General features: G+C 53.0%; 14 protein-coding genes, 2 tRNA genes and 1 rRNA gene. 13 read left to right on the top strand and 4 right to left on the bottom strand.

Going from position 1 to position 14,567, the window contains the following annotated elements; genetic code table 11:
* The first annotated feature begins 170 nt into the window (after positions 1–170).
* The 3 genes from rrf (at position 171) to C3432_RS26315 (ending at position 501) form a co-directional block, all read left to right on the top strand.
* Positions 171–286: ribosomal RNA gene (rrf, locus tag C3432_RS26305) — 5S ribosomal RNA — on the top strand.
* Positions 287–340: 54 nt separating this feature from the next.
* Positions 341–417, top strand: a tRNA-Asp gene (locus tag C3432_RS26310).
* Positions 418–425: 8 nt separating this feature from the next.
* Positions 426–501: transfer RNA gene (locus tag C3432_RS26315), tRNA-Trp, on the top strand.
* A gap of 108 nt (positions 502–609) precedes the next feature.
* Here C3432_RS26315 and hdfR read toward each other — a convergent pair.
* Positions 610–1,443 (bottom strand): HTH-type transcriptional regulator HdfR, encoded by an 834-nt coding sequence (gene hdfR / locus C3432_RS26320; RefSeq protein ID WP_103780461.1) that lies wholly within the window; start codon positions 1,441–1,443, stop codon positions 610–612.
* A 118-nt stretch (positions 1,444–1,561) separates the two neighbouring features.
* On the opposite strand from hdfR, the gene maoP reads away from it, so the two are divergent.
* A complete protein-coding gene (maoP, locus tag C3432_RS26325; RefSeq protein WP_042326051.1) occupies positions 1,562–1,900 on the top strand; it encodes a macrodomain Ori organization protein MaoP in 339 nt (112 codons plus the stop codon).
* 23 nt (positions 1,901–1,923) lie between these two features.
* Here maoP and C3432_RS26330 read toward each other — a convergent pair whose 3' ends face one another.
* Entirely contained in the window at positions 1,924–3,444 is a 1,521-nt protein-coding gene (locus C3432_RS26330) for a YifB family Mg chelatase-like AAA ATPase (protein ID WP_103780463.1), read from the bottom strand.
* A 351-nt stretch (positions 3,445–3,795) separates the two neighbouring features.
* Between C3432_RS26330 and ilvL the strand changes: the two genes are divergently transcribed.
* The 8 genes from ilvL (at position 3,796) to C3432_RS26365 (ending at position 11,295) form a co-directional block, all read left to right on the top strand.
* Positions 3,796–3,894, top strand: a complete 99-nt coding sequence (gene ilvL / locus C3432_RS26335) for an ilv operon leader peptide (protein ID WP_001311244.1) — start codon at positions 3,796–3,798, stop codon at positions 3,892–3,894.
* A gap of 86 nt (positions 3,895–3,980) precedes the next feature.
* Positions 3,981–4,031 (top strand): peptide IlvX, encoded by a 51-nt coding sequence (ilvX, locus tag C3432_RS27860; protein WP_219816773.1) that lies wholly within the window; start codon positions 3,981–3,983, stop codon positions 4,029–4,031.
* A 2-nt stretch (positions 4,032–4,033) separates the two neighbouring features.
* Positions 4,034–5,680, top strand: coding sequence for an acetolactate synthase 2 catalytic subunit (ilvG, locus tag C3432_RS26340; protein WP_103780465.1), 1,647 nt, complete (start codon positions 4,034–4,036; stop codon positions 5,678–5,680).
* On the top strand, positions 5,677–5,940 hold the full coding sequence (gene ilvM / locus C3432_RS26345; protein WP_103780467.1) for an acetolactate synthase 2 small subunit: 264 nt from the start codon (positions 5,677–5,679) through the stop codon (positions 5,938–5,940). The genes ilvG and ilvM overlap by 4 nt, the downstream gene beginning before the upstream one ends.
* Positions 5,941–5,956: 16 nt before the next feature.
* Positions 5,957–6,886: a branched-chain-amino-acid transaminase gene (ilvE, locus tag C3432_RS26350; protein ID WP_103780469.1), complete on the top strand. Its 930-nt coding sequence runs from the start codon at positions 5,957–5,959 to the stop codon at positions 6,884–6,886.
* Positions 6,887–7,080: 194 nt separating this feature from the next.
* A complete protein-coding gene (ilvD, locus tag C3432_RS26355; RefSeq protein WP_103780471.1) occupies positions 7,081–8,931 on the top strand; it encodes a dihydroxy-acid dehydratase in 1,851 nt (616 codons plus the stop codon).
* A 2-nt stretch (positions 8,932–8,933) separates the two neighbouring features.
* Positions 8,934–10,478, top strand: a complete 1,545-nt coding sequence (gene ilvA / locus C3432_RS26360; RefSeq protein WP_103780681.1) for a threonine ammonia-lyase, biosynthetic — start codon at positions 8,934–8,936, stop codon at positions 10,476–10,478.
* Between the two features lie 115 nt (positions 10,479–10,593).
* Entirely contained in the window at positions 10,594–11,295 is a 702-nt protein-coding gene (locus tag C3432_RS26365; RefSeq protein WP_103780473.1) for a DUF2461 domain-containing protein, read from the top strand.
* Between the two features lie 3 nt (positions 11,296–11,298).
* Here C3432_RS26365 and ilvY read toward each other — a convergent pair whose 3' ends face one another.
* Positions 11,299–12,207, bottom strand: a complete 909-nt coding sequence (ilvY, locus tag C3432_RS26370) for an HTH-type transcriptional activator IlvY (protein ID WP_103780475.1) — start codon at positions 12,205–12,207, stop codon at positions 11,299–11,301.
* Between the two features lie 280 nt (positions 12,208–12,487).
* On the opposite strand from ilvY, the gene ilvC reads away from it, so the two are divergent.
* Positions 12,488–13,963, top strand: a complete 1,476-nt coding sequence (ilvC, locus tag C3432_RS26380; protein WP_103780477.1) for a ketol-acid reductoisomerase — start codon at positions 12,488–12,490, stop codon at positions 13,961–13,963.
* A gap of 166 nt (positions 13,964–14,129) precedes the next feature.
* Here the strand turns inward: ilvC and ppiC are convergent, their stop codons facing one another.
* On the bottom strand, positions 14,130–14,411 hold the full coding sequence (gene ppiC, locus C3432_RS26385; protein WP_103780479.1) for a peptidylprolyl isomerase PpiC: 282 nt from the start codon (positions 14,409–14,411) through the stop codon (positions 14,130–14,132).
* Positions 14,412–14,567: the final 156 nt, after the last annotated feature.

The raw sequence follows: 14,567 nt of genomic DNA on the forward strand, positions 1-14,567 counted from the left end.
ATAGGCCGGGTGTGTAAGCGCAGCGATGCGTTGAGCTAACCGGTACTAATGAACCGTGAGGCTTAACCTTACAACGCCGAAGATGTTTTGGCGGATGAGAGACAGAAACAATATTCAGTTTGATACAGATTAGTTGATGCGCAGGAATGCGTGTTGACAGACAGAATTTGCCTGGCGGCAACAGCGCGGTGGTCCCACCTGACCCCATGCCGAACTCAGAAGTGAAACGCCGTAGCGCCGATGGTAGTGTGGGGTCTCCCCATGCGAGAGTAGGGAACTGCCAGGCATCAAATTAAGCAGTAAACTGATGTAAAAATCAGTGGTTGTATAAAAATTCGGTGGAGCGGTAGTTCAGTTGGTTAGAATACCTGCCTGTCACGCAGGGGGTCGCGGGTTCGAGTCCCGTCCGTTCCGCCACCCTAATTAGGGGCGTAGTTCAATTGGTAGAGCACCGGTCTCCAAAACCGGGTGTTGGGAGTTCGAGTCTCTCCGCCCCTGCCAGAAAATAATCCTTAGCATCTGCTAAGGATTTTTTTTGCCTGAAAAACAGCGCCCTGGTAACCACTCAGTAGCACCGGTCCCGGCATCCTTGCCAGTACGCAATACCTCTTAATCTTCCAGTACATTCGTTTTTAAAAGATCGCGGATCAATGCGTATTTATCACTATTCTGCAGCCATATTGCATATAAAGGACGCGAAAGTGTCGCACTGTCAGCAACGGTATGTAAGCCGCCTTTTTCCCTGGCCCAGTTTACTGGTAGCCAACTACAACCATTAAGAAGAGAGAGTTGCTGTCGGGCAAGTTCTGCAGAACTCGTAGTGAGCATCGGAACTTCGTCAGCAGCAATCAGACCAACCTCATGTTGCTGAAAGTCAGGACCCCATTCCAGACGTAAGTAATTTAGAGACTCTTTCATTGTTGAAGGGTTTGTGCAATACAATGCCAACGTGAAATGTCCCAGTAACTGACTGCTGAACTCATCCATTTTGGGTGCTTCTGTGGTGATCAGCAGATCAAGCTGACGTTCATGTAGCTGCTTAACCAGTGACTGACGCTGCGCAATTCTGGCTTCAAATTGCAGGCAGGTTTGCGGATCCTGAGACTGGTACAGACGTGCCAACCAGCCATTAAGCATACATTCCCACAAGGAGGCGCTTGCACCTATAGAAAACTCATTATGTCGTGACGTGTGGGCGACCTCCTTGCGTGCCGCCTGCCATGTGTTCATCAGTGTTTCCGCATAGGGCAAAAGCTTTTCACCGGCGGCGGTTAAGCGGATATTGTTTCTGTGCCGGGTGAAAAGATTCACTCCCAGCTGATTTTCCAGTTGCCTTATTCGAAAACTCACCGCCGACTGAGTCAGGTAAAGTGCTTCTGCTGCCCGGCCAAAGTGGCGCGTCCGGCTAACTTCCAGGAAAGTTTTTAACAATTCCGTATCCACAGTACTCTCCGCAAAATTATTTGTCGTTATGATTTAAATGTTTTGTTTTACACTCTGTCAAGCGTAACTAATACTCCGCGCCATAAATAGCTCGGCCAAAGAATTAGGAGCGTGCAGGATGGCGGAAAGCTTTACGACGACTAATCGATATTTCGACAACAAATATTATCCACGCGGATTCTCTCGTCATGGTGATTTCACCATCAAAGAGGCACAACTGCTTGAGCGTCATGGTTATGCCTTCAATGAGCTGGATCTGGGCAAACGCGAGCCGGTTACCGAGGAAGAGAAGCTCTTCGTTGCAGTATGCCGTGGTGAACGTGAGCCGGTGACTGAGGCGGAACGCGTCTGGTCCAAATACATGACGCGTATAAAGCGTCCAAAACGCTTTCACACCCTGTCTGGCGGTAAACCGCAGATGGAAGGTGCTGAAGACTACACTGAGTCTGATGACTGATAAAAAGGGCGAAAGCCCTTTTTTTATGTCAGTAACTTCTGCAAATGGATAAGCATTCGATCAACCGCCCGATAGCTGACGGCTTCCTTCAGATGCTGACGCGTAATATGTTCAGCGTGCTCCAGATCGGCAATGGTTCGTGCGACTTTCAGCAGTCGCTGCCAGGCTCGTATAGATAGTCCAAAATGGGTGAGCGTCTCTTCCAGCCATTGTGCATCTTCAGGATCTAACTGACAGAATGCGCGGATCTCTCGATTATCCAGATGAGCATTGAGTTTGCTCTGACGTTCGTACTGGCGCTCCTGGGCAATGATGACGCGTTGTTTGACAACGGCACTACTCTCACTCTTTATCTCCGCATGGCTGAGTATACCGGGAGGTGGCAGAGGGATTTCCAGTGAAAGATCGAAACGGTCGAGGAAGGGGCCGGAGAGCCGATTGAGATAGCGTAGCGTCTGCTCAGGGGAACAACGATTATGGTTTCCCTGATAATGCCCTGTTGGACTGGGATTCATTGCAGCGATCAGCTGAAAACGTGCAGGGTAAGTGATCTTAGCCCGGGTACGCGAAAGATGGATTTGCCCGGATTCAATTGGTTCACGTAGAGCATCCAGCGTGCGTCGTTCAAACTCTGGCAGCTCATCAAGAAATAAGATGCCATTATGTGCCAGAGAAATTTCACCTGGAGCGGGTATTGAACCGCCTCCTACCATTGCGGCTAACGAGGCGCTATGGTGAGGTGAGCGAAAGGGGCGTTGTTTCCACTGTCGCTGCACGCTGTCTACACCGATAAGACTGAGGATGGCTGCGCTTTCCAGTGCCTCTTTGTCATTGAGTGAGGGTAGCAATCCGCTGAGGCGGCTGGCGAGCATTGTCTTCCCTGTTCCTGGCGGGCCAATAAGTAGCAGGTTGTGCCCACCCGCCGCGGTAATTTCCAGACCCCGCTTGCCCTGTTCCTGGCCGATAACATCGCTGAGATCGTTATAAGGTGCCGACGACATTGCTGTGAAGGGCGCTGGTCTTGCGAGCGCCAGCCTCCCTTCCAGGAACGCACAGACGGTTTGCAGATGATCGGCGATCAGGCAACCTTCTTCACTGATAAGCCCTACCTCTGTCTCGTTCTCTTTAGCGACGATAATTCCCCGTCCGGCGCGAAGGGCCTCTGTTGCGCTGGAAATGGCGCCAGGAACGCCGCGTAATGCGCCTGTAAGCGCGAGTTCGCCCACCAGCTCATATGCGTCTAATTTATGGGTTGTAAGTTGCTCAGACGCCACCAGGAGTGCGACAGCGATAGGTAAATCATATCTCCCTCCTTCTTTGGGCAGATCTGCCGGGGCAAGATTGATAGTGATTTTCTTCGCTGGAAATTCATATCCGCTATTAATAATGGCGCTACGTACCCGATCTCTGGCCTCTTTGACCGTCGTTTCAGGCAATCCAACCATGATTAATCCCGGCAGGCCATTGCTGATATGTACTTCGATGGTAATGGCTGGTGCATGGATGCCAAGTGCGGCGCGAGTGTGAACGATTGACAGTGACATAGACCCTCCTGGTGTCGCTATTCTGTCGCAACAGATCGCCGCCGTATCCTGTGAAATTGCTATTTTTAGATGCAGATTCCTCAATTTTTAGTGTAAATGAGAAACTCTGAAAATTTCCTGGAAACCGACTCGCAAAAAAGACAATGAGTAAAGAAATGCTGAAAAAAGTCGATTATTACCGTACAGAAAATGAATTTTTTTCATTTTCTTTTTTTTGTATAAAAAACAATGAGTTTTTCCAAAGCCGTTATCTCTGTCAGAAAAATGAAAATAAAAAATTCTTGTGCTATCAGCAAAATCTATGGTAACTCTTTAGGTATTCCTTCGAACAAGATGCAAGAAAAGACAAAAATGACAGCCCTTCTACGAGTGATTAGCCTGGTCGTGATTAGCGTGGTGGTGATTATTATCCCACCGTGCGGGGCTGCACTTGGACGAGGAAAGGCTTAAAAATCAAGCCTTAACGAACTAAGACCCCCGCACCGAAAGGTCCGGGGGTTTTTTTTGACCTTAAAAACACAACAGAGGAACAGATAATGAATAACAGCATAAAATTCTGTTTCTCCAGATTTACGGCGGGGAACTAACTATGAATGGAGCACAGTGGGTGGTACATGCGTTGCGAGCTCAGGGGATCGAGACCGTTTTCGGCTATCCCGGTGGCGCAATTATGCCTGTCTACGATGCGTTGTACGACGGCGGCGTGGAACACCTGTTGTGTCGACATGAGCAAGGTGCGGCAATGGCTGCCATCGGTTATGCCCGTGCTACCGGTAAAACGGGAGTCTGCATTGCTACTTCCGGTCCCGGTGCAACCAACCTGATTACGGGGCTGGCAGATGCGTTGTTAGATTCCGTGCCAGTTGTTGCGATCACTGGTCAGGTTGCTGCTCCGCTTATTGGTACTGACGCGTTTCAGGAAGTGGACGTGTTAGGCCTGTCGCTGGCATGTACCAAACACAGTTTCCTGGTTCAGTCACTGGAAGAGCTGCCGCGAATCATGGCGGAGGCGTTCGAGGTGGCAAATTCAGGCCGTCCAGGTCCGGTTCTGGTTGATATCCCGAAAGATATCCAGTTAGCCAGTGGGATGCTGGATCCGTATTTCACCACTGTCGAAAGCCAGGCGACTTTCCCACACGCTGACGTTGAACAGGCACGCAAAATGCTGGCTCAGGCGCAAAAGCCTATGCTGTACGTGGGTGGCGGTGTGGGAATGGCGCAAGCGGTTCCGGCCCTGCGTGAGTTTATCGCCATAACGCAAGTGCCGGTTACCTGTACGTTAAAAGGTCTGGGCGCCGTTGACGCTGATTACCCGTACTATCTGGGCATGTTGGGGATGCACGGCACCAAAGCGGCAAACTTTGCGGTACAGGAGTGCGATCTGCTGATTGCGGTGGGGGCGCGTTTTGATGACCGTGTGACGGGTAAGTTGAATACTTTTGCGCCACACGCCAGCGTGATTCATATGGACATCGACCCGGCTGAAATGAACAAGCTGCGTCAGGCGCACGTGGCGCTGCAGGGCGATTTGAATATGCTGTTACCCGCTTTGCAGCAAACGGTAAATATCGATGAATGGCGTCAGCGTAATGCGGATCTGCGTACTGAACATGCCTGGCGTTACGATCATCCCGGCGAATCTATTTATGCGCCATTGTTGCTGAAACAGTTATCGGACCGTAAGCCCAAAGATTGTGTCGTGACGACGGATGTAGGCCAGCATCAGATGTGGTCCGCGCAGCATATGACTTACGCTCGCCCGGAGAATTTCATCACCTCCAGCGGCTTAGGCACGATGGGATTTGGTTTACCTGCCGCCGTCGGGGCGCAGGTTGCGCGACCTGACGATACCGTTATCTGTATCTCCGGTGACGGCTCTTTCATGATGAATATACAGGAGCTGGGCACCGTAAAACGCAAGCAGTTACCGTTGAAGATAGTCTTACTCGATAACCAACGGTTAGGGATGGTTCGACAGTGGCAGCAGCTGTTTTTCCAGGAGCGATATAGCGAAACCACCCTTACCGATAATCCCGATTTCCTCATGTTAGCCAGCGCCTTCGGCATCCCTGGCCAACACATCACCCGTAAAGACCAGGTTGAAGCGGCACTCGACACCATGCTGAACAGTGATGGGCCATACCTGCTTCATGTCTCAATCGACGAACTTGAGAATGTCTGGCCTCTGGTGCCGCCTGGCGCCAGTAATTCTGAAATGCTGGAGAAATTATCATGATGCAACATCAGGTCAATGTCGCGGCTCGTTTTAATCCGGAAACGTTAGAACGTGTTTTACGCGTAGTGCGCCACCGTGGTTTTCAGGTGTGTGCGATGAATATGGAAGCCGCAGGTGATGCGCAAAATATAAATATCGAATTGACCGTTGCCAGTCCCCGGTCGGTCGACTTACTGTTTAGTCAGTTAAGTAAACTGGTAGATGTTGCACACGTTGCTATCTGCCAGAGCACAACCACATCACAACAGATCCGCGCCTGAGCGCAAAGGAAGAAAAATGACGACGAAAAAAGCTGATTACATTTGGTTCAATGGTGAGATGGTTCGTTGGGAAGACGCGAAAGTTCACGTAATGTCCCACGCTCTGCACTACGGTACTTCGGTATTCGAAGGGATCCGTTGCTACGACTCTCACAAAGGGCCAGTGGTGTTCCGTCATCGTGAGCATATGCAGCGTCTGCATGATTCAGCCAAAATTTATCGTTTCCCGGTTTCTCAGAGCATTGATGAGCTGATGGAAGCCTGCCGCGATGTGATCCGTAAAAACAATCTGACCAGCGCCTACATCCGTCCGCTGGTATTCGTGGGCGACGTGGGTATGGGCGTTAACCCGCCAGCTGGTTATACCACCGATGTGATTATTGCCGCGTTCCCCTGGGGGGCATACCTGGGCGCTGAAGCGCTGGATCAGGGAATCGATGCAATGGTCTCTTCCTGGAACCGTGCAGCACCAAACACCATCCCGACCGCGGCGAAGGCTGGCGGCAACTACCTCTCTTCTCTGCTGGTCGGCAGCGAAGCGCGTCGCCATGGTTATCAGGAAGGTATTGCCCTGGATGTGAACGGTTATATCTCTGAAGGTGCGGGTGAAAACCTGTTTGAAGTGAAAGATGGCGTGCTCTTTACCCCGCCGTTTACCTCCTCTGCACTGCCGGGCATTACTCGTGACGCGATCATCAAGCTGGCGAAAGAGTTGGGTCTTGAAGTGCGCGAACAGGTGCTGTCCCGTGAATCACTGTATCTGGCGGATGAAGTCTTTATGTCCGGTACCGCAGCGGAAATCACGCCGGTCCGTAGCGTAGATGGTATCCAGGTTGGCGAAGGTCGCTGTGGCCCGGTCACTAAACGCATCCAGCAAGCATTCTTTGGCCTCTTCACCGGTGAAACTGAGGATAAATGGGGTTGGTTGGATCAGGTTAATCAATAAATATGCCCGTCATATTTCAATCTGCATGTGCGTTGGCTGCGCTCGTTCACCCCAGTCACTTACTTGTGTAAGCTCCAGGGGATTCTTTCACTTGCCGCCTTCATGCAACTTGAACTATTCAGGGGATATAAGAAATAAGATGGGACGGCACGCACCGTCCCTCTAATGAGACAGACACTGGGAGTAAATAAAGCATGCCTAAGTATCGTTCCGCCACAACCACACATGGCCGCAATATGGCAGGAGCCCGCGCGCTGTGGCGCGCAACCGGAATGACCGATGCCGATTTTGGTAAGCCGATCATCGCCGTCGTGAACTCGTTTACCCAGTTTGTACCGGGTCACGTTCACCTGCGAGACCTGGGGAAACTGGTTGCTGAGCAGATTGAAGCCTCCGGTGGCGTTGCCAAAGAATTCAACACCATTGCGGTGGATGATGGTATCGCCATGGGCCACGGGGGCATGCTTTACTCACTGCCGTCTCGCGAGCTGATCGCCGACTCAGTTGAGTACATGGTGAATGCCCACTGTGCGGATGCGATGGTCTGCATCTCCAACTGCGATAAAATTACCCCTGGAATGCTGATGGCGTCGCTGCGTCTGAATATTCCAGTGATCTTTGTTTCCGGCGGCCCGATGGAAGCCGGTAAAACCAAACTTTCCGATCAGATCATCAAACTCGATCTGGTTGACGCGATGATTCAGGGGGCGGACCCGAAAGTTTCTGACGATCAGAGTAATCAGGTTGAACGCTCCGCCTGCCCGACCTGTGGATCGTGCTCGGGAATGTTTACCGCAAATTCAATGAACTGTCTGACTGAAGCACTGGGCCTGTCGCAGCCGGGCAACGGTTCTCTGCTGGCAACTCACGCCGATCGGAAAGCGCTGTTCCTCAATGCAGGCAAACGCATCGTTGAGCTGACCAAACGTTACTACGAGCAGGACGATGCTTCCGCGCTGCCGCGCAACATCGCCAGCAAGGCGGCGTTTGAAAATGCCATGACCCTGGATATCGCGATGGGCGGCTCCACCAATACCGTTCTGCATCTGCTGGCAGCGGCGCAGGAAGCGGAGATCGACTTCACCATGAGTGATATCGACAAGCTTTCCCGCAAAGTACCGCAGTTGTGTAAGGTCGCGCCGAGTACGCAGAAATATCATATGGAAGATGTGCATCGTGCGGGCGGCGTGTTAGGGATTCTGGGGGAACTGGATCGCGCCGGGCTGCTGAACCGCGATGTGAAAAACGTACTGGGTATGACTCTCCCGCAAACGCTGGAGCAGTACGACATCACGGTAACGCAGGACGATGCGGTGAAAAAAATGTTCCGCGCCGGTCCGGCAGGCATTCGTACCACGCAGGCCTTCTCGCAGGATTGTCGCTGGGATTCGCTGGATGATGACCGCGCCGAAGGCTGTATCCGTTCGCTGGAACATGCCTACAGCAAAGACGGTGGTCTGGCCGTGCTGTACGGTAATTTTGCTGAAAACGGCTGCATCGTAAAAACCGCGGGTGTGGATGACAGCATCCTGAAATTTACCGGTCCGGCCAAAGTCTATGAAAGCCAGGACGAGGCGGTAGAAGCGATTCTCGGTGGCAAAGTGGTGGAAGGCGATGTGGTCGTTATCCGCTACGAAGGGCCGAAAGGCGGTCCGGGGATGCAGGAAATGCTCTACCCGACCACCTTCCTGAAATCGATGGGGCTTGGCAAAGCCTGTGCGCTGATCACCGACGGTCGTTTCTCCGGCGGTACGTCTGGCCTCTCAATCGGCCACGTTTCACCGGAAGCGGCCAGCGGCGGTAATATCGCGATCATCGAGGATGGCGACATGATTGCCATCGATATTCCAGGTCGTGGTATTCAACTGCAACTCAGCGATGCGGAAATCGCCGCACGTCGTGAAGCGCAGGAGGCCCGTGGCGACAAAGCCTGGACGCCAAAAGATCGTCAGCGTCAGGTCTCTTTTGCGCTGCGTGCCTATGCCAGCCTGGCGACCAGCGCAGACAAAGGCGCGGTTCGCGATAAATCGAAACTGGGAGGTTGATGATGGCTGAATCTCAACCTCTGTCTACCGCCCCGGAAGGGGCGGAGTATCTGCGCGCGGTGCTCCGTGCGCCGGTATATGAAGCAGCGCAGGTTACGCCGCTGCAAAAAATGGAAAAAATATCTTCGCGCTTCGACAACGTTATTCTTGTGAAGCGTGAAGACCGTCAGCCGGTTCACAGCTTCAAGCTACGTGGTGCGTACGCCATGATGGCCGGGCTGACTGAAGAGCAGAGAGCGCATGGCGTTATCACCGCTTCGGCGGGCAACCATGCGCAAGGCGTGGCGTTCTCCTCCGCACGTCTTGGCGTAAAGGCGCTGATCGTAATGCCTGTTGCGACGGCCGATATCAAGGTGGATGCAGTGCGTGGCTTTGGCGGAGAAGTGTTGCTGCACGGCGCGAACTTTGATGAAGCGAAAGCGAAAGCCATTGAACTGGCGCAACAGCAGGGCTTTACCTGGGTGCCGCCGTTCGACCATCCAATGGTGATTGCGGGTCAGGGCACGCTGGCGTTGGAGCTGCTCCAGCAGGATGCGCATCTCGACAGGGTTTTTGTTCCGGTTGGCGGCGGGGGTTTAGCGGCTGGCGTGGCGGTATTGATCAAACAACTGATGCCGCAAATCAAAGTCATTGCCGTTGAAGCGGAAGATTCGGCCTGCCTGAAAGCGGCGCTGGATGCGGGGCATCCGGTGGACTTACCGCGCGTCGGGCTGTTTGCCGAAGGGGTAGCGGTAAAACGCATCGGCGATGAAACCTTCCGTTTATGTCAGGAATATCTTGACGATATCATCACCGTCGACAGTGATGCGATTTGCGCGGCAATGAAAGACTTGTTCGAGGATGTGCGCGCAGTCGCGGAGCCTTCGGGAGCGCTGGCGCTGGCGGGGATGAAAAAATATATCGCCAAGCACAACATTCGCGGCGAACGGCTGGCGCACATTCTTTCTGGCGCTAACGTCAACTTCCACGGCCTGCGCTATGTGTCTGAACGCTGCGAGCTGGGTGAACAGCGCGAAGCGCTGCTGGCGGTCACCATCCCGGAAGAAAAGGGCAGCTTCCTGAAGTTTTGTCAGCTGCTGGGAGGCCGTTCGGTAACGGAATTTAACTACCGCTTTGCCGACGCGAAAGATGCCTGCATCTTTGTTGGCGTTCGTTTGAGCCGTGGGATGGAAGAGCGTAAAGAGATCCTTAGCCTGCTGCATAACGGCGGCTACAGCGTTGTCGATCTCTCTGATGATGAGATGGCAAAACTGCACGTGCGCTACATGGTGGGTGGGCGTCCGTCGAAACCCTTGCAGGAGCGTCTCTACAGCTTTGAGTTCCCTGAATCTCCCGGTGCACTGCTGAAGTTCCTGCACACGTTGGGTACTCACTGGAATATCTCGTTATTCCACTATCGTAGCCATGGCACCGACTACGGTCGTGTACTGGCGGCATTTGAACTGGGCGAGCACGAACCTGATTTCGAAACCCGGCTAAACGAACTGGGTTACGACTGTCATGATGAGAGCAGTAACCCGGCGTTTCGGTTCTTTCTCGCAGGTTAGTGATTATGATGACCGGAAGAAAGTGCCCTTCCGGTCATCCGTCAGAATTGCATAGACAGCAGATCGGCAGGTGCGATAATGCGCTGAAAACCTCCTCAGTGAAAAGGGTAAGCAGATGGCAGGACGCTTTCAGGGATTTGCACAAGAAGGGCTCAATTTTCTTCAACAAGTACGGATCGAAAACGATAAGACGTGGTTTGAAGAGCACCGTTTTATTTTTGATCGCAGCGTCCTCACGCCGTTTCGTGCGCTGGTGGAGGATTTAGCGCCGACGATGCTGGAGATCGATCCGCAGCTGGAAACCCGATCAGCTATCGGCAAAACCTTATCGCGCATTCACCGCGATACCCGCTTCTCGCACGATAAATCTCTTTACCGCAGCCGGATGTGGCTGACCTTTAAGCGTTCCGCGAAGAACTGGACCGATGCACCCGCGTATTTTTTTGAAATCAGTCCGGATACATTGCGTTATGGACTGGGTTATTACCGTGCCAGTAAGCCGACGATGGATCTGTTTCGCCACACGTTGAAACAGCGTCCGAAGCAGTTTCTGGACGTCGCCGGGAGTTGCCGTGCTCCGTTTGAGCTGGTGGGGGAGAGCTATAAGCGGCTGCTTGTGAAAGACCTTGAACCGACGATCTCAGACTGGTATCACCGTAAATCTTTTGCCGCGATGGCCACGGATAACGACATCGAAAAACTCTTCCACGCCGATCTGGTCACGCTATTGGCCGACGGGTTCCGCCAGCTGGAGCCGCTGTACCAGTGGTTGATGACGGTAGAAACGATGAAGCAGATCGACCCGGCGGATTTATAACGTTCATTTCCCTTCTTCGATTTTCCTCTCCAGCACAATCTTCCAGAAGGCGTCAATCAGCGGCTCATGTAGCCGCTTTTTAGGCGCGCAGACGCCCAGTTCAAACGGCGTTTTCTCGTCGCTACGCTCCAGAATCATTACGCGATTACGCACCGGTTCGGGGCTGTTTTCCAGCACCACTTCCGGTAACAGCGCCACACCACAGCCCAGCGCCACCATCGAGACCATCGCCTCGTGCCCCCCCACCGTCGCGTAAATCGACGGATTACTGATTTTGTGGCGACGGAACCACAGCTCAATGCGGCGACGGACCGGCCCCTGATCGGCCATGATAAACGGCACTGTTGCCCAGTCGGGTTTATCTACAGAAACCTGGTTGCGTACCGGGCAGGGGAGCGCCGGGGCGATCAGGACCACTGCCAGATTTTCCAGCATGGAAAATGCCACCGCGCCCGGCAATGTTTCCGGTTTCCCGGCGATCGCTAAATCGGCTTCTCCCGTCACCACTTTTTCCATCGCATCAGCCGCATCGCCGGTGGTGAGTTTGATTTCTACGGATGGATGTTCGGCGCGGAAGCGGTCGAGAATCGGCGGCAGATGGCTGTATGCGGCGGTTACCGAGCAGAAAATATGTAGCTCACCTGACAGGGATGGCCCTTGTTGATCGATGGTGTGGCGCAGTTGCTGATACTGCAACAAGGTTTGTTGTGCGAAAACGCGTAACTCTTCCCCCGCTTCGGTTAGCGTCACCGTACGGTTGTCGCGCACAAACAGCGGCTGCCCGAGGTCCTCCTCAAGGCGCTGGATTTGACGCGAGAGCGTGGAGGGGCTGACGTGCATCGCTCGTGCACTACGGCCGAAATGGCGGCTTTCCGCCAGATGCAGGAAGGTTTTCAGATCGCGTAAATCCACAGACAGGTCTCCTGTTTTCTACGTTGCATAAATTGCAATGTGACGTTGTGAATATATCAATTTCCGCAATGAATTTCCTGTCATATAGTGGGTTCAATTTCGCAAAAGCGAACCGAACAATAAATTACTCGTCGTCTTTCACATTGCAGGTGCGCTATCTGCGTCAACTCACTCCAGTCACTTACTTGAGTAAGCTCCTGGGGATTCGCAGACGTGACGCCTTACTAAAACGTGAAATCCATAGAGTAATAAAACAACACAACACACGGAGTACACCATCATGGCTAACTACTTTAATACACTGAACCTGCGCCAGCAGCTGGCACAGCTGGGCAAATGTCGCTTTATGGGCCGCGACGAATTCGCCGATGGCGCAAGCTACCTTCAGGGTAAAAAAGTGGTCATCGTCGGCTGTGGCGCGCAGGGTCTGAACCAGGGGCTGAACATGCGTGATTCCGGTCTGGATATTTCCTACGCGCTGCGTAAAGAAGCGATTGCTGAGAAGCGCGCTTCCTGGCGTAAAGCGACCGAAAACGGCTTCAGGGTGGGTACCTACGAAGAGCTGATCCCGCAGGCTGACCTGGTGGTTAACCTGACTCCGGACAAACAGCACTCTGACGTTGTGCGTTCCGTTCAGCCGCTGATGAAAGATGGCGCGGCGCTGGGCTACTCTCACGGCTTCAACATCGTGGAAGTGGGCGAGCAGATCCGTAAAGACATCACCGTGGTGATGGTGGCGCCGAAGTGCCCGGGTACGGAAGTACGTGAAGAGTACAAACGTGGCTTTGGCGTGCCGACGCTGATTGCGGTTCACCCGGAAAACGATCCCAAAGGCGAAGGCATGGCGATTGCCAAAGCCTGGGCTGCGGCAACCGGTGGTCACCGTGCCGGTGTGCTGGAATCCTCCTTCGTGGCGGAAGTGAAGTCTGACCTGATGGGTGAGCAAACTATCCTTTGCGGTATGTTACAGGCTGGTTCTCTGCTGTGCTTCGATAAGCTGGTAGAAGAAGGCACTGACCCGGCATACGCGGAAAAACTGATCCAGTTCGGTTGGGAAACCATCACCGAAGCGCTGAAGCAGGGCGGTATCACGCTGATGATGGATCGTCTGTCTAATCCGGCGAAACTGCGTGCTTACGCGCTGTCTGAACAGCTGAAAGAGATTATGGCGCCGCTGTTCCAGAAACATATGGATGACATCATCTCCGGTGAATTCTCCTCCGGCATGATGGCTGACTGGGCGAATGACGATAAGAAACTGCTGACCTGGCGTGAAGAGACCGGTAAAACCGCGTTTGAAACCGCGCCGCAATATGAAGGCAAAATCGGTGAGCAAGAGTACTTTGATAAAGGTGTTCTGATGATCGCGATGGTGAAAGCGGGCGTTGAGCTGGCATTCGAAACCATGGTCGATTCCGGCATCATCGAAGAGTCTGCTTACTACGAATCACTGCATGAGCTGCCGCTGATCGCGAACACTATCGCCCGTAAGCGTCTGTACGAAATGAACGTGGTTATCTCCGATACCGCAGAATACGGTAACTACCTGTTCTCTTACGCGTGCGTACCGCTGCTGAAAGAGTTCATGACCACTCTCCAGACCGGCGATCTGGGCAAAGCGATTGCCGAAGGTGCGGTAGATAACGCGCAGTTGCGCGATGTGAACGAAGCAATCCGCAGTCACGCTATCGAGCAGGTAGGTAAGAAACTGCGCGGTTATATGACGGATATGAAGCGTATTGCGGTAGCGGGTTAATTTCCCGTCGTCTTTCAGCTTGCAGATGCGTTGTCTTCGTTCGTACAGCCCAGTCACAGAGTTTCTATGCTCCTGGGCTGTACTCGCTTGCCGCCTTCCTGCAAGCTGAAATCCATAGGGAAATTTATCGCGTAGGCCGGGTAAGGCGAATCTGCCACCCGGCTTTTTAGTTGCGATACAGCACTTTAATGATGTGGTAACCGAACTGGGTGTGCAGCGGACCGGTTGGTTCCAGCACCGGGCAGGAGAAGACCACTTTATCGAATGCCGGGACCATCTGGCCCTGACGGAATTCACCTAAATCACCGCCTCTTTTGCCTGACGGGCAGATAGAATGCTTCTTCGCCAGCTTGCCGAAGTCGGCGCCATTCTTGATTTGTTCCAGAAGCTCCAGTGCCAGCTTCTCTTCTTTTACCAGGATATGCAGTGCTGCTGCGTTTTTGGCCATTATTTCGTTCTCATGTCTCAAAGGTTGCCCGCCACTTTATCACTCCTCAGGGTGTCAGACATATACTCTTCGCCATCGCAGGACAGATGTCCCATCCGGTTTAGCGAACCGGGAGGTGGACATCATTTTTATCTGTCGTATTGCAGGAGGAGCGGG

The organism is Citrobacter amalonaticus, assembly GCF_002918555.1.
Taxonomy (GTDB): domain Bacteria; phylum Pseudomonadota; class Gammaproteobacteria; order Enterobacterales; family Enterobacteriaceae; genus Citrobacter_C; species Citrobacter_C amalonaticus_A.

Bases quoted from the DNA above. Each gene is read 5' to 3' on its own strand.
- maoP (WP_042326051.1), top strand. From the start codon at position 1,562: ATGGCGGAAAGCTTTACGACGACTAATCGATATTTCGACAACAAATAT.
- C3432_RS26330 (WP_103780463.1), bottom strand. From the start codon at position 3,444: ATGTCACTGTCAATCGTTCACACTCGCGCCGCACTTGGCATCCATGCA.
- ilvL (WP_001311244.1), top strand. From the start codon at position 3,796: ATGACAGCCCTTCTACGAGTGATTAGCCTGGTCGTGATTAGCGTGGTG.
- ilvG (WP_103780465.1), top strand. From the start codon at position 4,034: ATGAATGGAGCACAGTGGGTGGTACATGCGTTGCGAGCTCAGGGGATC.
- ilvM (WP_103780467.1), top strand. From the start codon at position 5,677: ATGATGCAACATCAGGTCAATGTCGCGGCTCGTTTTAATCCGGAAACG.
- ilvE (WP_103780469.1), top strand. From the start codon at position 5,957: ATGACGACGAAAAAAGCTGATTACATTTGGTTCAATGGTGAGATGGTT.
- ilvD (WP_103780471.1), top strand. From the start codon at position 7,081: ATGCCTAAGTATCGTTCCGCCACAACCACACATGGCCGCAATATGGCA.
- ilvA (WP_103780681.1), top strand. From the start codon at position 8,934: ATGGCTGAATCTCAACCTCTGTCTACCGCCCCGGAAGGGGCGGAGTAT.
- C3432_RS26365 (WP_103780473.1), top strand. From the start codon at position 10,594: ATGGCAGGACGCTTTCAGGGATTTGCACAAGAAGGGCTCAATTTTCTT.
- ilvC (WP_103780477.1), top strand. From the start codon at position 12,488: ATGGCTAACTACTTTAATACACTGAACCTGCGCCAGCAGCTGGCACAG.
- ppiC (WP_103780479.1), bottom strand. From the start codon at position 14,411: ATGGCCAAAAACGCAGCAGCACTGCATATCCTGGTAAAAGAAGAGAAG.